This window comes from Streptomyces poonensis, from assembly GCF_014650915.1.
Classification (GTDB): domain Bacteria; phylum Actinomycetota; class Actinomycetes; order Streptomycetales; family Streptomycetaceae; genus Streptomyces; species Streptomyces poonensis.
On the sequence record NZ_BMVW01000015.1, the window covers coordinates 118,025 to 137,305 of the forward strand.

At 72.6% G+C, this 19,281-nt stretch carries 13 protein-coding genes; 6 read left to right on the top strand and 7 right to left on the bottom strand.

Annotation, left to right across the window (positions count from 1 at the left end; genetic code table 11):
- The 5 genes from qcrB to IE242_RS29130 form a co-directional block, all read right to left on the bottom strand.
- The gene (gene qcrB, locus IE242_RS29110; RefSeq protein ID WP_189864469.1) at nt 1-1,653 is read right to left on the bottom strand and encodes a cytochrome bc1 complex cytochrome b subunit; all 1,653 of its coding nucleotides are present in this window, start codon (nt 1,651-1,653) and stop codon (nt 1-3) included.
- Nucleotides 1,654-1,734: 81 nt separating this feature from the next.
- Nucleotides 1,735-2,454, bottom strand: coding sequence for a vWA domain-containing protein (locus tag IE242_RS29115; protein WP_189864471.1), 720 nt, complete (start codon nt 2,452-2,454; stop codon nt 1,735-1,737).
- A 196-nt stretch (nt 2,455-2,650) separates the two neighbouring features.
- The gene (locus IE242_RS29120; protein WP_189864473.1) at nt 2,651-4,111 is read right to left on the bottom strand and encodes a glutamate synthase subunit beta; all 1,461 of its coding nucleotides are present in this window, start codon (nt 4,109-4,111) and stop codon (nt 2,651-2,653) included.
- Entirely contained in the window at nt 4,104-8,714 is a 4,611-nt protein-coding gene (gene gltB / locus IE242_RS29125; protein WP_189864475.1) for a glutamate synthase large subunit, read from the bottom strand. The genes IE242_RS29120 and gltB overlap by 8 nt, the downstream gene beginning before the upstream one ends.
- A 410-nt stretch (nt 8,715-9,124) precedes the next feature.
- Nucleotides 9,125-9,853, bottom strand: coding sequence for a VIT1/CCC1 transporter family protein (locus tag IE242_RS29130; RefSeq protein WP_189864477.1), 729 nt, complete (start codon nt 9,851-9,853; stop codon nt 9,125-9,127).
- Between the two features lie 336 nt (nt 9,854-10,189).
- Here IE242_RS29130 and IE242_RS29135 point away from each other — a divergent pair, with 336 nt between their 5' ends.
- The 6 genes from IE242_RS29135 (at nt 10,190) to IE242_RS29160 (ending at nt 17,291) form a co-directional block, all read left to right on the top strand.
- Nucleotides 10,190-11,332, top strand: coding sequence for an ADP-ribosylglycohydrolase family protein (locus IE242_RS29135; protein WP_229859604.1), 1,143 nt, complete (start codon nt 10,190-10,192; stop codon nt 11,330-11,332).
- A complete protein-coding gene (locus IE242_RS29140; RefSeq protein WP_189864479.1) occupies nt 11,329-12,510 on the top strand; it encodes an ADP-ribosylglycohydrolase family protein in 1,182 nt (393 codons plus the stop codon). The genes IE242_RS29135 and IE242_RS29140 overlap by 4 nt, the downstream gene beginning before the upstream one ends.
- Before the next feature lie 104 nt (nt 12,511-12,614).
- A complete protein-coding gene (locus tag IE242_RS29145) occupies nt 12,615-13,754 on the top strand; it encodes an ADP-ribosylglycohydrolase family protein (RefSeq protein ID WP_189864481.1) in 1,140 nt (379 codons plus the stop codon).
- Between the two features lie 86 nt (nt 13,755-13,840).
- Complete coding sequence (locus IE242_RS29150; protein ID WP_189864674.1) at nt 13,841-15,211, top strand: ADP-ribosylglycohydrolase family protein; 1,371 nt, start codon at nt 13,841-13,843, stop codon at nt 15,209-15,211.
- Nucleotides 15,208-16,434: a CaiB/BaiF CoA transferase family protein gene (locus IE242_RS29155; RefSeq protein ID WP_189864483.1), complete on the top strand. Its 1,227-nt coding sequence runs from the start codon at nt 15,208-15,210 to the stop codon at nt 16,432-16,434. Before IE242_RS29150 ends, IE242_RS29155 begins: the two co-directional genes overlap by 4 nt.
- On the top strand, nt 16,431-17,291 hold the full coding sequence (locus IE242_RS29160) for an HpcH/HpaI aldolase/citrate lyase family protein (RefSeq protein ID WP_189864485.1): 861 nt from the start codon (nt 16,431-16,433) through the stop codon (nt 17,289-17,291). The genes IE242_RS29155 and IE242_RS29160 overlap by 4 nt, the downstream gene beginning before the upstream one ends.
- Nucleotides 17,292-17,357: 66 nt before the next feature.
- Here the strand turns inward: IE242_RS29160 and lgt are convergent, their stop codons facing one another.
- Both lgt and IE242_RS29170 read right to left on the bottom strand, forming a co-directional pair.
- Nucleotides 17,358-18,350, bottom strand: coding sequence for a prolipoprotein diacylglyceryl transferase (lgt, locus tag IE242_RS29165; protein WP_189864486.1), 993 nt, complete (start codon nt 18,348-18,350; stop codon nt 17,358-17,360).
- A 105-nt stretch (nt 18,351-18,455) separates the two neighbouring features.
- Nucleotides 18,456-19,229, bottom strand: coding sequence for a DsbA family protein (locus tag IE242_RS29170; protein ID WP_189864488.1), 774 nt, complete (start codon nt 19,227-19,229; stop codon nt 18,456-18,458).
- Nucleotides 19,230-19,281: the final 52 nt, after the last annotated feature.

Below are 19,281 nucleotides of genomic sequence, written 5' to 3' on the forward strand. Positions count from 1 at the left end.
TCAGTGGTGGTCGCCGCTCGTGAGTTCCCGGTACTCCTCCGGGGTCGGTTTCGCGATCTGGGAGCCGGGGCCGTACATGGCGCGCGAGAGGCGGGCGCGCAGCCGCTGGGAGGGTTTGACGCGGCGGGTGACGCCGCCTGCGTCGACGCGCGGGCCCGGGTCGTAGGGCTCCGGCTGCTCGTGCTGGGTGAGGGTGAACGTGCGGGCCTGCGACAGCGGCGCGTGGACCTCGACGTACTCGCCGTGCGGCAGCCGTTTGATCGTGCCGGTCTCCAGGCCGTGGAGCACCTTGTCGCGGTCGCGGCGCTGCAGGCCGAGGCAGATCCGCTTGGTGACGACGTAGGCGAGCACCGGCACCACGAAGAAGCCGATGCGCACGAACCAGGTGACGGCGTTGATCGACAGATGGAAGCGCAGCGCGATGATGTCGTTGCCGCCGCCGATCAGCGCGACCACGTACAGGCTCAGCCAGGCGACGCCCAGCCCGGTGCGGACGGGGCGGTTGCGGGGCCGGTCCAGGATGTGGTGCTCGCGCCGGTCACCGGTGATCCACGCCTCGATGAACGGGTAGACGGCGATGGCGAGCAGGATGAGCGGGAAGAGCATGAAGGGGATGAAGACGCCGAGGGCGAGGGTGTGGCCGAAGAGGTTGATCTCCCATCCCGGCATCGCCCGGATCAGTCCCTCGGAGAAGCCGAGGTACCAGTCGGGCTGGGCGCCGGTCGTCACCAGGTCGGGCCGGTACGGTCCGAACGCCCAGACGGGGTTGATGGTGGCGACCGCCCCGATCAGCGCCAGCACGCCGAAGACCAGGAAGAAGAAGCCGCCCGCCTTGGCCATGTAGACGGGCAGCAGCGGCATACCGACGACGCTGCGCTGGTTGCGTCCGGGGCCGGGGTACTGGGTGTGCTTGTGGTAGACGACCAGGATGAGGTGGGCGACGATCAGGGCCACCATGATGCCGGGCAGCAGGAGGATGTGGATCGGGTAGAGCCGCGCGATGATGTCGTCCCCGGGGAACTCGCCGCCGAAGAGGAAGAACGCCAGGTACGTCCCCACGACGGGGATCGACAGGATGGCGCCGTGCGCGAAGCGGAGGCCGGTGCCGGAGAGCAGGTCGTCGGGGAGCGAGTAGCCGGTCAGGCCCGTGATAATGCCGAGCATCAGCAGGGTCCAGCCGAACAGCCAGTTGATCTCGCGGGGTTTGCGGAAGGCGCCCGTGAAGAACACCCGCATCATGTGCACGATCATCCCGGCGACGAAGACGAGCGCGGCCCAGTGGTGGATCTGCCGGATCAGCAGCCCGCCGCGCACATCGAAGCTGATGTCCAGCACGGACTCGAACGCCCTGGTCATGAGGATGCCGTTGAGCGGCTCGTAGGAGCCGCGGTAGGCGACCTCGACGCTGCTCGCCTCGAAGAAGAGCGTGAGGTAGGTGCCGGTGAGGATGAGGATGATGAAGCTGTAGAGGCAGATCTCGCCCAGCATGAAGGACCAGTGGTCCGGGAACACCTTGCGCATGTGGGCCTTGGCGAGGGTGTACACGCCGAGCCGTCCGTCGGCCCAGCCCGCGAGGCGCTCCCCCTTGGGTGGGGGCGCCGCCCTGCCGCCGCTGCCGCCCGTGCTGCCGCTGACCGATCGTGCGCCGTCCATCCGCGTCGCCCTCCCCGGTGGCTCACCTCAGGGTGACACGCGCGCTCCGGCAGGCCAATGGGTGCGGTTCGGCCGCCCGCCTCACGGCACGATGCCCTGCTGCCGCGCCGCCGCCAGCCACTGCGGGAACCCGTTCAGCAGCCGGTCGTACAGTTCGCGGTCGGTGAGCCGCCGCGGGTGGGTTCCGGCGGGGAAGAAACCGGCGTTGTCCACGACGCGCCGGTCCGGCACGGGCAGTTCGTCGAGCCGGCGCAGGAAGTCGAACTGCGTGCTGTCCGGGTCCCCGAACCCGATGAACTGCCAGAACAGCGGCAGCCGGGCCGCCTTGCACAGATACCGTTCGGCGGCGGGCCTGCTGACCGGGCCGCCGTCGGTCTGGAAGACGACCAGGGCGGGGTGCTCGGTGCCGCTGTCGAGGTAGTGGTCGATGACGGCGTCCATGGCCAGGTGGTAGCTGGTCCTCCCCATGTGCCCGAGACCGGCCGCGATCTGTTCGATGCGGCCCTGGTGGCCGGCGAGCGCGATGTCCGTGACGGCGTCGACGTCCGTGGAGAAGAAGACGACGGGTACGGTGCCGTCGTCGTCGAGATGCGCGGACAGCCCGAGGACACGGTCCGCGAGGGCCTGCACGCTGCCGTCCGTGTAGTACGGCCGCATGGAGCCGCTGTGGTCGACGACGAGGTACACCGCGGCCCGCTCCGCGACCAGCCCGTTCCCGGCGAGCGAGTCTCCCGCGGTCTTGTAGAGGCTGACGAGGGCGGGCGCGGTCTCCTCGACCTTGCTGAGGCTGATCGCGGGCAAGCGGAACTCCATGGGGCGTGGCGGGCGAGGGCGTGCCGAGCGTAACGGCCCCGCCTGGGCGGCGGCGTACGGGTACGGCTCCCGTGCGCCGAGCGTGCGCCGGACAGCACGACGCCCACCCGGAGTCCGGTCGGGGACAGGGGTGGGCGTCGCAGTGTTCCGTACGCCGTTGTACGGGACGTTCTCGGTGTGGCCGTCAGACCGTCAGCGCGCGGTCCGTCGGGCGGATCGGGGCCGGCAGGTCGCTCGTGCCGGTGAGGAAGCGGTCGGCGCCGCGGGCGGCCGAGCGGCCCTCCGCGATGGCCCAGACGATGAGGGACTGGCCGCGGCCGGCGTCACCGGCGACGAACACGCCCGGCACGTTGGTCTGGAAGTCCGCGTCACGGGCGATGTTGCCGCGCGCGTCCAGTTCCAGGCCGAACTGCTCGACCAGGCCGTTCTCCTGGTCCGTGCCGGTGAAGCCCATGGCGAGGGTGACCAGCTGGGCGGGGATCTTCCGCTCGGTGCCCGGCTTCGCGGTCAGCTTGCCGTCGACGAACTCCACCTCGTTGAGGTGCAGCCACTGGACGTTGCCGTCCTCGTCGCCCTCGAAGTGGGTGGTGCCCGCCGAGTAGATGCGCTCGCCGCCCTCCTCGTGCGCGGAGGTGACCTTGTAGAGCATCGGGAACGTCGGCCAGGGCTGGTTCGCGTTCCGCTCCTCGCCCGGGCGCGGCATGATCTCCAGCTGGGTGACGGAGGCGGCGCCCTGGCGGTGGGCGGTGCCCACGCAGTCGGCGCCGGTGTCACCGCCGCCGATCACGACGACGTGCTTGCCCTCGGCCGAGATCGGGGAGGTGACGTAGTCGCCCTCCTGGACCTTGTTGGCCAGCGGCAGGTACTCCATCGCCTGGTAGATGCCCTTGAGCTCGCGGCCCGGGACGGGCAGGTCGCGGGCGGTGGTGGCGCCGGCCGCGATGACGACGGCGTCGTAGCGCTGGCGCAGCTTCGCCGCGTCGATGTCCCGGCCGATCTCCACACCGGTGCGGAACTTGGTGCCCTCCGCGCGCATCTGCTCGATACGGCGGTTGATGTGCCGCTTCTCCATCTTGAACTCGGGGATGCCATAGCGGAGGAGGCCTCCGATGCGGTCCGCGCGCTCGTAGACGGCGACGGTGTGGCCGGCCCGCGTGAGCTGCTGGGCGGCGGCGAGGCCCGCCGGGCCCGAGCCGATCACGGCGACGGTCTTGCCGGACAGGCGCTCGGGGATCTGCGGCTTGACGTCACCGCTGTCCCACGCCTTGTCGATGATCGAGACCTCGACGTTCTTGATGGTGACCGGCGGCTGGTTGATGCCGAGCACGCACGCCGACTCGCACGGGGCGGGGCACAGGCGGCCCGTGAACTCCGGGAAGTTGTTCGTGGCGTGCAGCCGCTCGGAGGCGGCGCTCCAGTCCTCGCGGTAGGCGTAGTCGTTCCACTCGGGGATCAGGTTCCCCAGCGGACAGCCGTTGTGGCAGAACGGGATGCCGCAGTCCATGCACCGGCTGGCCTGCTTGCTGATGATCGGCAGCAGGGAGCCGGGGACGTAGACCTCGTTCCAGTCCTTGACACGCTCGCCGACGGGACGGGTCTTGGCGACCTCGCGCCCGTGGTTGAGAAAGCCCTTGGGATCAGCCATTGGTCGCCGCCTCCATCATCTTCTCGGTGATCTCGGTCTCGGAGAGACCCGCTCGCTCGGCGGCGTCCTTGGCGGCGAGCACTGCCTTGTACGTGCTGGGGATGATCTTGCTGAAGCGGTTCACGGCGGTGTCCCACTCCGCCAGGAGCTTCCCGGCCACGGTGGAGCCGGTCTCCTCCTGGTGGCGGCGCACCACGTCGTGCAGCCACTGCTTGTCGGTGTCGTCGAGGGCCTCGACGGCGCCCACATTGCCGACGTTGACGTTGTCGCGGTTGAGGTCGATCACGTAGGCGATACCGCCCGACATGCCGGCCGCGAAGTTGCGACCCGTCTCGCCGAGGACGACCGCGTGACCGCCGGTCATGTACTCGCAGCCGTGGTCGCCCACGCCCTCGGAGACGACCAGCGCGCCGGAGTTGCGGACGCAGAACCGCTCGCCCGTACGACCGCGCAGGAACAGCTCGCCGCCGGTCGCGCCGTACGCGATGGTGTTGCCCGCGATGGTCGAGTACTCGGCGAGGTGGTCGGCGCCCCGGTCCGGGCGGACGATCACACGGCCGCCGGAGAGGCCCTTGCCGACGTAGTCGTTGGCGTCGCCCTCCAGGCGGAGGGTCACACCGCGCGGCAGGAAGGCGCCGAACGACTGGCCGGCGGAGCCGGTGAAGGTGATGTCGATGGTGTCGTCGGGCAGGCCCGCGCCGCCGAACTTCTTCGTCACCTCGTGGCCGAGCATGGTGCCGACCGTGCGGTTGATGTTGCGGATGGCGACCTGGGCGCGGACCGGCTGGGCGTCCTCGGCGGCGGTCGCGGCGAGGGCGTCGGCGGCGAGCTTGATCAGCTCGTTGTCGAGCGCCTTCTCCAGGCCGTGGTCCTGCGTGACGATCTGGTGGCGCACGGCGCCCTCGGGCAGGTCGGGGACGTGGAACAGCGGCTCCAGGTCCAGGCCCTGCGCCTTCCAGTGGTTCACCGCGCGGGTCACGTCGAGGGCCTCGGCGTGGCCGACGGCCTCCTCGATGGAGCGGAAGCCCAGCTCGGCGAGGATCTCGCGGACCTCCTCCGCGATGAACTGGAAGAAGTTCACCACGTACTCGGCCTTGCCGGAGAACCGCTCGCGCAGCACCGGGTTCTGGGTGGCGATGCCGACCGGGCAGGTGTCCAGGTGGCAGACGCGCATCATCACGCAGCCGGAGACGACGAGCGGCGCGGTCGCGAAACCGAACTCCTCGGCGCCCAGCAGCGCGGCGATGACGACGTCGCGGCCGGTCTTGAGCTGGCCGTCGGTCTGCACGACGATGCGGTCGCGCAGGCCGTTGAGCAGCAGCGTCTGCTGGGTCTCGGCGAGACCGAGCTCCCAGGGGCCGCCCGCGTGCTTCAGCGAGGTGAGCGGGGAGGCGCCCGTACCGCCGTCGTGGCCGGAGATGAGCACGACGTCCGCGTGGGCCTTGGAGACACCCGCGGCCACGGTCCCGACGCCGACCTCGGAGACCAGCTTCACGTGGATGCGGGCCTGCGGGTTGGCGTTCTTGAGGTCGTGGATCAGCTGGGCCAGGTCCTCGATGGAGTAGATGTCGTGGTGCGGCGGCGGCGAGATGAGGCCGACACCCGGCGTCGAGTGACGGGTCTTGGCCACCCACGGGTAGACCTTGTGGCCGGGCAGCTGGCCGCCCTCGCCGGGCTTGGCGCCCTGGGCCATCTTGATCTGGATGTCGTCCGCGTTGACCAGGTACTCGCTGGTCACACCGAAGCGGCCGGAGGCGACCTGCTTGATGCTGGAGCGGCGCGCCGGGTCGTACAGGCGCTCCGGGTCCTCGCCGCCCTCACCGGTGTTGGACTTGCCGCCCAGCTGGTTCATGGCGATGGCGAGGGTCTCGTGCGCCTCGCGGGAGATGGAGCCGTACGACATGGCGCCGGTGGAGAACCGCTTGACGATCTCGGAGACCGGCTCGACCTCGTCGATGGAGATCGGCTGACGGCCGTCGACACCGGCCTTGAAGCCGAACAGGCCGCGCAGCGTCATCAGCCGCTCGGACTGCTCGTTCACGCGGTCCGTGTACTGCTTGAAGATGTCGTAGCGGCCGGAGCGGGTCGAGTGCTGGAGGCGGAAGACCGTCTCCGGGTCGAACAGGTGCGGCTCGCCCTCGCGGCGCCACTGGTACTCGCCGCCGATCTCCAGCGCGCGGTGCGCGGGAGCGATGCCGGAGGCCGGGTAGGCCTTGGCGTGGCGGGCGGCGACCTCCTGGGCGATGACGTCGATGCCGACGCCACCGATCTTGGAGGTGGTGCCGTTGAAGTACTTCTCCACGAAGGTCTCGTCCAGGCCGACGGCCTCGAAGACCTGGGCGCCGCGGTAGGAGGCGACGGTGGAGATGCCCATCTTGGACATGACCTTCAGGACGCCCTTGCCGAGGGCGTAGATCAGGTTGCGGATGGCCTGCTCGGGCTCGATGTCCGAGAGGAAGGTGCCCGCGCGGACCAGGTCCTCGACGGACTCCATCGCCAGGTACGGGTTCACCGCGGCGGCGCCGAAGCCGATCAGCAGCGCGACGTGGTGGACCTCGCGGACGTCGCCGGCCTCGACCAGCAGGCCCACGTGGGTGCGCTGCTTGGTGCGGATGAGGTGGTGGTGGACGGCCGCGGTGAGCAGCAGCGACGGGATCGGCGCGTGCTCGGCGTCCGAGTGGCGGTCGGAGAGGACGATCAGCCGGGCGCCGTTGTCGATGGCGGCGTCGGCCTCGGCGCAGATCTCGTCGATGCGCGCGGCGAGGGCGTCGCCGCCGCCGGAGACCCGGTAGAGGCCGGAGAGCGTCGCGGCCTTCATGCCGGGCATGTCGCCGTCGGCGTTGATGTGGATGAGCTTGGCCAGCTCGTCGTTGTCGATCACCGGGAAGGGCAGGGTGACGCTGCGGCACGACGCGGCGGTCGGCTCCAGGAGGTTGCCCTGCGGGCCCAGCGAGGAGCGCAGCGAGGTGACGAGCTCCTCGCGGATGGCGTCCAGCGGCGGGTTGGTGACCTGCGCGAAGAGCTGGGTGAAGTAGTCGAAGAGCAGCCGCGGGCGCTCGGACAGGGCCGCGATCGGCGAGTCCGTGCCCATGGAGCCGATCGGCTCGGCGCCGGCCTTGGCCATCGGCGCGAGGATGATGCGGAGCTCTTCCTCGGTGTAGCCGAAGGTCTGCTGGCGGCGGGTGACCGAGGCGTGGGTGTGCACGATGTGCTCGCGCTCGGGCAGGTCGGAGAGCTCGATCTCGCCGGCTTCCAGCCACTCCTGGTAGGGCTGCTCGGCGGCGAGCTGCGCCTTGATCTCGTCGTCCTCGATGATGCGGTGCTCGGCGGTGTCGACGAGGAACATCTTGCCCGGCTGCAGGCGGCCCTTGCGGACGACCTTGGCGGGGTCGATGTCGAGGACGCCGACCTCGGAGCCGAGGACGACGAGGCCGTCGTCGGTGACCCAGTAGCGGCCGGGGCGCAGGCCGTTGCGGTCGAGCACGGCGCCGACCTGGGTGCCGTCGGTGAAGGTGACACAGGCCGGGCCGTCCCAGGGCTCCATCATCGTGGAGTGGAACTGGTAGAAGGCGCGCCGGGCCGGGTCCATGGAGTCGTGGTTCTCCCACGCCTCCGGGATCATCATCAGCACGGAGTGCGGCAGCGAGCGGCCGCCGAGGTGGAGCAGCTCCAGGACCTCGTCGAAGGAGGCGGAGTCGGAGGCGTCCGGGGTACAGACCGGGAAGATGCGGTCCAGGTTCTCCTGCGTACCGAAGAGGTCCGAGGCGAGCTGGGACTCACGGGCGCGCATCCAGTTGCGGTTGCCCTTGACCGTGTTGATCTCGCCGTTGTGGGCGACGAAGCGGTACGGGTGGGCGAGCGGCCAGCTCGGGAAGGTGTTGGTGGAGAACCGGGAGTGCACGAGCGCGATCGCGGAGGCGAAGCGGCGGTCGGACAGGTCCGGGAAGAAGGGCTCCAGCTGACCGGTGGTGAGCATGCCCTTGTAGACGATCGTCCGCGCGGACAGCGAGGGGAAGTAGACGCCGACCTCGCGCTCGGCGCGCTTGCGCAGCACGAACGCCTTGCGGTCGAGGTCGATGCCCTGGCTCGCGCCGACGGTGTCGGTGACGAAGATCTGGCGGAAGGCGGGCATCGTGGAGCGCGCGGTGGCACCGAGGAGGTCGGGGGCGACCGGCACCTCGCGCCAGCCGAGGACGGTGAGGCCCTCCTCGACGGCGATCGTCTCGATCTGTGAGACGGCGTCGGCGGTGCCGTCCTCGGGCAGGAAGGCGATACCGACGGCGTAACCGCCGGCCTCGGGCAGATCGAATCCGGCCACCTCGCGGAAGAAGGCGTCCGGCACCTGCGAGAGAATGCCGGCACCGTCACCCGAGTCGGGCTCGGAGCCGGTGGCGCCTCGGTGCTCCAGATTGCGAAGGACCGTCAGCGCCTGCTCGACCAGCGCATGGCTCGCCTCACCGGTGAGGGTGGCCACAAAGCCGACGCCGCAGGCGTCGCGCTCGTTGCGGGGGTCGTACATACCCTGCGCAGCAGGGCGAGCATCCATGAAGGACCAGTTCTGGCCATTCTCGGAGTGCTGGGACGGCTGGCGCGGCGTACGCATCGGCTCTCCCGTCGTCGTCAGTGTGGCTGGATCGCCTCCCAGGCGCACGAAGGGCTCTGGGGGCGCAGGTGCCGAGGGACGACGCTGGCCCTCTGCGCGGAGTGCAAAATTTCGTGCAGGTTACATGATGGAACGATTCTCGGGAACCGAATATTTCGTTTCACCATGCGGACGCCGCGGGGTGTGCGGTGCGGGTACCGCACACGGCGGTGGCGGGATGAAAGGGAGCCGACCGGACAGATCCATGTCCGTCGACCCGAGGGGTGTGCCGGGCTTCGTCGCCCGCCACGGAGGTGCGTCCGGGCGTCGTTGCCCGCAGCGCTTACGGCTCTTTCCCAGCGGTCAACCATTCGAAACCGCCAAGTAACGACTACTTATACGGTCCCTCGTATAGGTAGCCAGCCGATCCATCATACGGCCGCACCGAACAAGCTGCCCAGGGCGTACGTCACACCCGCCGCGGCACCACCGAGAGCCAACTGCCGCAGTCCGCTGAACCACCAGCTGCGTGCCGTCACCTTGGCCACCACCGCACCGCAGCCGAAGAGCCCGGCGAGGGCGAGCAGCACGGCGGGCCACAGCGCGGTCGCGCCGAGGAGATACGGCAGTACGGGCAGCAGGGCACCGAGCGCGAAGGAGCCGAAGGAGGACACGGCGGCCACGGTGGGCGAGGGCAGGTCGCCGGGGTCGATGCCCAGTTCCTCTCTCGCGTGGATCTCCAGCGCCTGCTCGGGGTCGCGCGAGAGCTGCCGGGCGACCTCACGGGCGAGCTCCGGCTCGACACCGCGGGTCTCGTACAGCGCGGCGAGCTCCCGCTCCTCGTCCTTCGGGTGCTTGCGCAGCTCCCGCCGCTCTATGGCGAGCTCGGCCTCGACCAGTTCCCGCTGGGAGGCGACGGAGGTGTACTCGCCGGCGGCCATGGAGAAGGCACCGGCGGCGAGCCCGGCGAGGCCCGCGACGACGACGGCCTGCTGACTCGTCGAACCGCCCGCGACACCGGTCATCAGGGCGAGGTTGGAGACGAGTCCGTCCATGGCGCCGAAGACGGCGGGGCGCAGCCAGCCACCGTTGACGTCCCGGTGGGTGTGGTTGTCGCGGTGCGCCTCATGGAGGGGCGCCTCGGTCTCGATGATGGCCATGCGGGGACCTCCGGCACATCCGGCACTTAGGTTTGCACTGCCTAAGTTTGGACTGATTCCAACTTCCGACAGATTCGAAGATACGCCTCGGGAGGGCCCTCTGCCAGCAAGGAAGGCCATGCTTACCTGCGGTTTCGCCGCTTCGGGGACGGAAGCGGCCAGGGGGCGACCACCTTCTCGAACACAGGTCCGCGCCGGTGTCGACCGGGTGAATACCGGCGGTTGCAGGGGGTCCGCGAGGTGCCCGGTATGGCAAAGATCCGGTGGGCCGGTCAACCGCCCCGCGGGAGACCGTTCGTGGGGCGTCGCGGCTCGTCACGCGCAGAGAGGCACCGTATGTCTTCCATCGCCCCCACTCCCCCGCTCCCGGCGTCCGCCCCGCTCCCGGTCCCTCTCCCGGCCCCCCTCCCGAGACCTTCCCCGGTCCGGCGCCCCGCCCCTCCACCGGCGCCCGAGGACGCCGCCGGGCTCCGCGAGCGGGCGCGCGGTGCGCTGCTCGGGCTCGCGGTCGGGGACGCGCTGGGCGCACCCGCCGAGAACATGAAACCGTCACAGATCCGCGCCCGCTGGGGCCGGATCACGGGCTTCGTCGCGGAGCACCCGTGCGGTACGGACGACACGGAGTACGCGATCTTCTCGGGTCTGCTGCTGGCCCGGCACGGCTCCGCGCTCACCGTCGCCCATGTCGAGGCGGCCTGGCACCAGTGGATCGCGGACCGCGACGAGGGCGCGTTCCGGGGCGCGGGGTTCAGCGAGCGCGGCACGCTGGAGAACCTGCGCCGGGGCCTGGCGGCGCCCATCTCCGCCCAGCACCGGCACGCGTGGAGCGACGGACTGGCCATGAGAGCGGCGCCGTTCGGGGTGTTCGCGGCGGGCCGTCCGGCGGAGGCGGCCCGGCTGGTGGCCGTCGACGGCACGGTGAGCCACGAGGGCGAGGGCATCTACGGCGGGCAGGCGGTGGCGGCGGGCGTGGCCGCGGCGATGGTGGGCGCCCCGACGGCCGCCGTGGTCGACGCGGCCCTGGCGGTCGTCCCGGACGACTCGTGGACGGCCCGCTCGCTGCGCCGCGCCGTGGCCGTCGCCCACCGCGGCGAACGCGCGGTCCGCTCCGCCGTGGTGATCGGCGGCTATCCCTGGACGGACCTCGCCCCGGAGGCCGTGGCGCTGGCCTTCGGCGCGTACGCGGCCGCCGACGGCGACTTCGCGAGTGCGGTGCTCGCGGCGGTGAACATGGGCCGCGACGCGGACACGACGGCGGCCGTCGCGGGCGCCCTGGCCGGCGCCACCCGGGGCGCCGCGTCGATCCCGCCGGAGTGGGCCTCGGCCATCGGGCCGGCCCGGGGCACCTGTCTGCCCTCGATGGCGGGCCACCACGTCCTGGACGTCGCGGAACTGCTCACTCCGGAGGAGACCGCCAAGTGGGCCCCGGCTCCGGACACGTACGTCCTGGCCGGGAACGCCGAAGAGGTGCAGCCATGAGGGCGGCGAGGGCGGCGGGCGGCGTCCCGGCGCCCGCCGGCAGCGCGCTGTCCGCCCGCCGCGTCGAAGGTCTGCTCCTCGGCCTCGCCGCCGGGGACGCCGCCGGCTGGCCCGCCGCCCGGCACCGGGCCGCCCGGATGCCGGAGTGGACCCGGCGCCTCACCCGCGAACTGGACACGTTCGCCGAGCAGAACGCCACCACCACCCTGCCCGTCCCCATCGCCCTCAACCAGCCGCCGGAGCCGCTCCGGCTCGGGCCGTCCGACGACGCGGAGTGGGCGGCGTTCACGGCGGAGGCCCTGCTGCGGGCCGCGGACGACGACCCGCACGGCGGCGCGCACGACGGCACCTCCAGGGAGCGCCGTATCCGGGAGGCCATCGACTCGGCCTGGCACGCCCTGGCGGGCGAGGTCGCCGCGGCCGCCGAGCGGGCCCCGGAGGTGGAGTCGGCCGTGCTGCCGCTGCGCGCCCGTATCTCCGTACGGGCCGGACTCGGCAACCTCGCCGCCGGGCTGCGCCCGCCCGCCACCGGCCACGACAACCCGCACTACTTCGACGACGCGGCGTGCGGACGGGCCTGTGTGCTCGCCGTCGCGCACCCCGGCGATCCGGAACGCGCGGCCGAACTGGCCGAGTTCGACGCCCGCTACACCCAGGACGGCGACGGCGTGCACGGCGCCCGCGCCATGGCCGCCGCCCTCGCGCTGGCACTCGCCGGCGCGGACGTCGACAGCTGCGCGGCCGCCGCGCTCGCCGAGCTGCCCGAGGAAACGGAGATCGGCCGCAACGCCCGGCACGCGCTGGCCCTCGCCCGCGCCCACGGGAGTGCCGCCGGCGGAGGGGGCGGCACCTTCGCTCTCGTACCGCTGCTGGAGCACCAGATCGTCGACCACGTCTACAGCTACGGCATCGCGGCCGCGGAGACCGTCCCCGTGGCGCTCGCCCTGGCCACCGCCGCCCGCGGCCGGATCGCCGAGGCGGTGCCCGCCGCCGCCTGCCTGTCCCGCGTCGCCGACTCCGCCCCGGCCCTCGCCGGCGCCCTGACCGGCGCGCTCGGCGGGGGCGCCGCCGTTCCCGCGGCCTGGCGGGACGCCTGCCGTGCCCTCTCCGGCTGCGCGCTCCCCCGCCTCACCGGCACGGACCTCGTACACCTCGCCGAACTGCTGGCAGCGGCATAACTGCCCGCCCCAGGTGAATGATTCGGGACATGACTGACACTCTGGAAACTCCGGAAGATCCACAGGATTCGCGGTATGTACGAGATGTGCAGGACCCGGAAGGAATGCCCACGCTGGCGGAACGGATCACCGGCGCCCTGGTCGGCGCCGCCGTCGGGGACGCGCTCGGCGGCCCCGTCGAGGGGTACTCCCCCGAGCAGATCACCGAGCGCCACGGCGGCCGGATCACCGGAGTCGTCGGCCCCTGGCACGGCGACGACTGGCGCACCGCCCGCCCCCTCGCCCCGTACCACAAGGGCGACGGCCACGTCACCGACGACACCCTCATGACCCACGCGCTGGTCCGCGTGTACGCCACGGTCCGCGACCACCTCGACGCGTACGCCGTCGCCGAGCACCTGGTCCCCGACCTGATGACGACCCCGCGCTGGATCCCCGAACTGGAGGCGGAGGCACTGCCGCTGCAGCGGGTCTTCCTCGCCGAGAAGTGGCTGGTGGCGCGGCTCCACTACGGCCACGTCGATCCCCGCGAGGCGGGCGTCGGCAACATCGTCAACTGCGGTGCCGCGATGTACATGGCACCGGTCGGCCTGGTCAACGCGGCGAACCCGGCGGGTGCCTACGCGGAGGCCCTCGATCTCGCGGGTGCCCATCAGTCGTCGTACGGCAGGGAGGCGGCCGGTGTGTTCGCGGCGGCCGTGGCGGCGGCGTGCGTGCCGGGGGCGACCCCGGACTCGGTGGTCGCGGCCTGTCTGTCCCTCGCCAAGGACGGGACGCGCGCGGCGATCGAATCAGTCTGCGAGACGGCCGCCCGCTTCACCGACTTCGAGTCGGCGCTGCGGCCGCTGCGCGAGGCGGTGGCCCCGTACGACACGGTGGGCGCCGACTACCGCGCCCCGTCGCTGGGTGCCCGCCGCCCCTCCCGGCTGCACGCGATCGAGGAGCTGCCCGTCGCGCTCGGCATGCTGGTGGTGGCGGGCGGCGACCACCGGCACGCCGTGCTCGGCGCGGTGAACTACGGGCGCGACTGCGACTCCGTCGCCACCATGGCGGGCGCCCTCGCGGGCGCGCTCGGGTCGGAGGTCCCGTCCGGGTGGGCGAAGCAGGTCGCGGAGGCGAGCCGGCTCGACCTGCACGCCCCGGGTACGGTCCTCGCCGAGGTGGCCCGCGAGATCTTCGCCCGGGACGTGCTCCGCCGCAGGGCCCACGAGTCGGCCTTCACGACGCTGGCGGGGCTCCGGTGAGCGGGGTCCCGGAGAGCGCCGCCCCGGCGAGCGCGGCTCCGGCGAACGGCGCCCCGGCGAACGGCGCCCCGGTGACCGGCGCCGCGGTGACCGGCCTCCGCCTGACCTGGGTGCAGCCGGAGGACCTCCTCGGCCACGAGCTGCGGCAGGCGGTCCAGGACGGCCGCGAACCGTCGGCGATCGCCCGGCGCTGGACCGCGGCGGGCGGCCCGGCGGCCCCCGAGCGCGCGGGCGCCTCATCCCAGCCCGTGTCGCCGTATCTGCGGCTGCTCGCCGAGGACCTGCTGGACGAACTGGCCGACCTGCCGAGCCGGCTGAGCGACCGGGAACCGACGGACCTGGCCGCGATCAGGAGCTTGTGCCCGCACTGGCCGGCCCGCCCCGCGCCGCCCTCACCGGCCCCGCTCCCCGAGGCCCTGGAGGCCGCCTGGCTCGGCCGCGCCGCCGGCTGCCTGCTCGGCAAGCCCGTCGAGAAGCTTCCCCTGGAGGGCATCCGCCGGCTCGCCCGGGCCACCGGCAACTGGCCCCTGAACAGCTGGTTCACCGCCCGCGGCGTCCCGTCCGACCTGGCGGCGGCATACCCCTGGAACCGCCGTTCGGCCGCCCGCTCCCTCGCCGAGAACATCGACGGCATGCCGGAGGACGACGACCTCAACTACCCCCTCCTCAACCTCCTGCTGCTGCGGCGCCACGGCCCCGGCTTCACCACCGGCGACGTGGCCCGCGTCTGGCTCGACGAACTGCCCGCGGGCCGCACCTTCACCGCCGAGCGCGTCGCCTACCGCAACCTCCTCTCCGGCATCGAGCCCCCGCGCACGGCCCGCCACCGCAACCCGTTCCGCGAGTGGATCGGCGCCCTGATCCGCGCCGACGTGCACGGCTGGACCAACCCGGGCGCCCCCGCGGCCGCGGCGGAACAGGCCCACCGGGACGCCACCCTCACCCACACGGCGAACGGCGTCTACGCGGCGATGTTCACGGCCGCCGTCGTCGCCGAGGCCGCCACCGGCGCCCACGACGTCCACCACTGCCTGCGCACCGGACTGGCGGTCGTCCCGGTCGGCTCCCGGCTGGCCCGCGCGGTCCGCCACGCCGTCGAACTGGCCGGGCAGCACGAGGACTTCGACACGGTCGTCGACGCCCTGCACACCGCCCACGCCGGCCACCACTGGGTGCACGCCGTCCCCAACACCGCCCTGATCGCCGCCGCCCTCACCCACGCCGACGGCGACTTCACCGGCTCCGTCTGCCGTGCCGTGTCCGGCGGCTGGGACACCGACTCGAACGGCGCGACGGCGGGCAGCGTCGCGGGCCTGCTCGCCGGCTCCCCCGCCGCCCTGCCCGAACGCTGGACCCTGCCCCTCAAGAACCGGCTCGCCACCTCCGTCGCCGACTTCGACGGCATCGGCTTCGACGCCCTCGCCCAGCTCACCCTCCGGGAGGTCCGCCACCCATGACGAACCCCGTGCCCGCGCAAGCCCCTGGTCAGAGCGCCCCCGCCCCGCTCACCGGCCTCCGCGTCCTCGACCTCGCGACCCTCTTCGCCGGCCCCCTCGCCGCCACCCTGCTCGGCGACTTCGGCGCGGAGGTCGTCAAGATCGAGCACCCCCGCACACCCGACCCGTCCCGCGGGCACGGCCCGTCGAAGGACGGCGTCGGCCTGTGGTGGAAGCTCCTCGGCCGCAACAAGCGCACGATGACCCTGGACCTGTCCGCGCCGGGCGGCCGTACGACCCTGCTGCGGCTCGCGGAGACGGCCGACGTGGTCGTCGAGAACTTCCGCCCCGGCACCCTGGAGAAGTGGGGCCTGGGCTGGCCCGAGCTGTCCGCCGCCAACCCCCGCCTGGTCCTCGCCCGCGTCACCGGCTTCGGCCAGACCGGCCCGCACGCGCACCGCCCCGGCTTCGGCACCCTCGCCGAGGCCCTGAGCGGCTTCGCCGCGATCATCGGCGAGCCGGACGCCCCGCCGGTCCTCCCGCCCTTCGGCCTGGCCGACTCGATCGCGGGCCTGGCCACGGCGTACGCGGTGATGACGGCCCTCACCGCCCGGGACCGCACCGGCGAGGGCCAGGTCATCGACATGGCGCTGATCGAGCCGATCCTCACCGTGCTGGGCCCGCAGCCCCTCTGGTACGACCAGCTGGGCCACGTCCAGCCCCGTACCGGCAACCGCTCCGCGAACAACGCGCCCCGCAACACCTACCGCACGGCGGACGGTTCCTGGGTCGCGGTCTCGACCTCCGCGCAGTCCGTGGCGGAGCGGGTGATGCGGCTGGTGGGCCGGCCCGAGCTGATCGACGAGCCCTGGTTCGCGACGGGCACCGGCCGGGCCCGCAACGCGGACGTCCTCGACGAGGCGGTGGGCGCGTGGATCGCCCGCCGCACCCGCCAGGAGGTCGTCGACGCGTTCGAGAAGGCGGAGGCGGCGGTCGCACCCGTCCAGGACGTACGGGACGTGATGGAGGACCCGCAGTACCGGGCCCTCGACACGATCACCACCGTCGACGACCCCGAACTCGGCCCCCTGCGCATGCAGAACGTCCTCTTCCGGCTGTCCGCCACGCCCGGCTGCATCCGCTGGGCGGGCCGGCCGCACGGCGCGGACACGGAGGCGGTGCTGACCGAGCTCGGCCTGACGGAGGCGGAGGTCGCGGCCCTGCGCGCGGAGGGCGCCCTGTGACCGCGACCGCGAAGTCCCCGCACTTCCTCCCGCTGACCTGGCTGTACGTCCCCGGGGACCGGCCGGAGGTGGTGGCCAAGGCCCTGGTGTCCGGCGCGGACGTGGTCCTCGTCGACCTGGAGGACGCCGTGGCCCCGCACCGCAAGGAGTACGCGCGCGCGGCCACGGCGGAACTCCTCACCGACCCGCGCCCGTCCCCCTCGCTGGTCCACGTCCGCGTGAACGCCCCGCGCAGCCCCCTCGGCGACGCGGACCTCGCCGCCCTGACCCTCCTGCCCGGCCTTTCCGGCCTGCGCCTGCCCAAGGTGACGTCTCCCGCGGATGTCGTACGCGTCGCGGAGCGGTCCGCCCCGCCCGAGGGAGGGGCACCGCCCCTGTACGCCCTGCTGGAGACGGCCCTGGGCATCGAGCGCGCCTACGCGGTCGCCACCTCACACCCGGCGCTCCGCGGTATCGCGCTCGGCGAGGCGGACCTCCGCGCGGAGCTGGGCGTACGGGCCGACGCCGCCCTGGACTGGCCCCGTTCCCGGGTGGTCCTGGCCGCCCGCGCCGCGTCCCTGCCGCCGCCGGTGCAGTCGGTCCACCCCGATGTCAGGGACCTGGAGGGCCTCGCCCGCTCCTGCGCCCACGGCCGTGCCCTGGGCTTCCTGGGCCGCGCCGCCGTCCACCCCCGTCAGCTCCCGGTCATCGAGCGGGCGTACCTGCCGACCCCGCAGGAGATCGACCAGGCGGAGGAGGTGGTGCGGGCCACCGCCGTCGAGCCGGGCGCCCAGGCCCTGCCGGACGGCCGCTTCGTCGACACGGCGGTGGTGGCGGCGGCCCACCGCACCCTGTCGCTGGCCCGCCGCGGCAGGTGAAAGGGCGCCGTGCTCGGTGCACGGCGCCCTTGCCGACGTACGGGTCGTACCCGGTGCCCGTCGGTCTCAGCTCTTGTCGGCCTTGGCCGACCCGGCCTCGCTGTCTCGGGATTCCTCGGCGGGCTCCTCGGCCTCGCCGGTCCCCACGGGCTTCTCGCCGGCCTCGTCCGAGGGTTCCGCGTCCGCCTTCTTCCCCAGGTCCACCGGCTCGCCGTCCCCCTCGCCGGAGGCGCTCGCGCCCGGCTCGACGGTCTCCTCGCGGCCGGGGCGCTTGCGCGCCGACAGCACGATGTAGAGCACGGCGAGGAGGAAGACGAAGAGCGCGGTCCAGTTGTTCAGACGCAGACCGAGGATGTGGTGGGCGTCGTCGACCCGCATGTACTCGATCCAGAAGCGGCCCGCGCAGTACGCCGCGACGTACAGCGCGAACGCCCGGCCGTGGCCCAGCCTGAAGCGACGGTCCGCCCAGATGACGAGCAGCGCGACACCGATGCACCACAGGGACTCGTACAGGAACGTCGGGTGGTACGTGCCCGGGACCCGGCCGCCCGCGTCGGAGGTGATCTCCACGGCCCACGGCAGATCGGTGGGCCGCCCGTACAGCTCCTGGTTGAACCAGTTGCCCCACCGGCCGATCGCCTGGGCGAGGGCGATGCCGGGGGCGACGGCGTCGGCGTACGCGGGGAGCGGGATGCCGCGGCGGCGGCAGCCGATCCACGCGCCGACCGCGCCGAGCGCGATCGCACCCCAGATGCCGAGGCCGCCCTCCCACACCTTGAAGGCGTCCACCCAGTCCCGGCCCTCGCTGAAGTACAGCTCGTAGTCCGTGATCACGTGGTAGAGCCGGCCGCCGATCAGGCCGAACGGCACCGCCCAGACCGCGATGTCGGCCACCGTGCCAGGCTGCCCGCCGCGGGCGATCCAGCGTTTGCCGCCCAGCCAGACGGCCACGAAGACGCCGATGATGATGCAGAACGCGTAGCCGCGCAGCGGAACGGGGCCCAGGTGGAGCACCCCGGTCGACGGGCTCGGAATGAAGGCAAGCTCAACAAGGTCCATGGCAGGACCGACGCTACCCTGCCGGGCGCACGCCACGGCAACCCGCTGTGCTACGGCTCCATAACGCCGTCGGTCCCCGACGCCGTCCGGCGCCGACGCACGCCGTCAGGTCTTGTTCGCCGTCTCCACCATCCGCTTGAGCTTCGCCGGGGTCATCGACCGGTCCGCGTAGATGTTGGTGCCGCCGAGGAGGACGGTCGGGGTGCCGGAGAAGTCACCCTTCTGGAAGGCGTTGTTCGACTTCACGACCCAGCTGTCGTGCGTGCCGTCCTCGACGCACCGGCGGAAGGTGTCGGTGTCCAGCCCGTCGACCTGGCCCGCCAGCTCGATCAGCCTGCCGTTTCCGCCGAAGGCGTCGTCCGTCTCGGCGGGCTGGTTCTTGTAGAGCACGTCGTGGTACTCCGGGAACCTGCCCGCGTCCTGGGCGCACGCGGCGGCGTTGGCGGCCTTGCGGGAGCCGTTGCCGCCCATGTTCCCGTCGATCAGGGTCACCAGGCGGTACTGGACCTTCAGCTTGCCCGCGTCCGTCAGCTCGTGGATCGTCGAGCGGTAGACGTCCTCGAAGGACTTGCACGCCGGGCAGCGGAAGTCCTCCCAGACCGTGAGGGTGGACCGGGCGCTCTCCCTGCCGACGGGGATCACCAGGCCGTCCTCGCCGTTCGCCCCCGAGGGCGCCATGGCCCGGCCCGACGCGCCGCCGTCGTCCTTGCCGGCGTTCGCCGCGACGACGCCGACCCCCGCGGCCAGGCCCAGTACGCAGAGCGCCGAAGCACCCACGATCAGGGCCCGGCGGCGCTTGTCCGCCGCGTTCTGCCTCGCTCGCTCCGCCGCCAGCCGCTCCCGGGCGGTGCGCTTTCCCTCACGGTTCGTCTCGCTCACATCCGGCAGAACGAACCGGGGAGGCGCAGCGCGCCTCCCCGGTCCGAGGTCC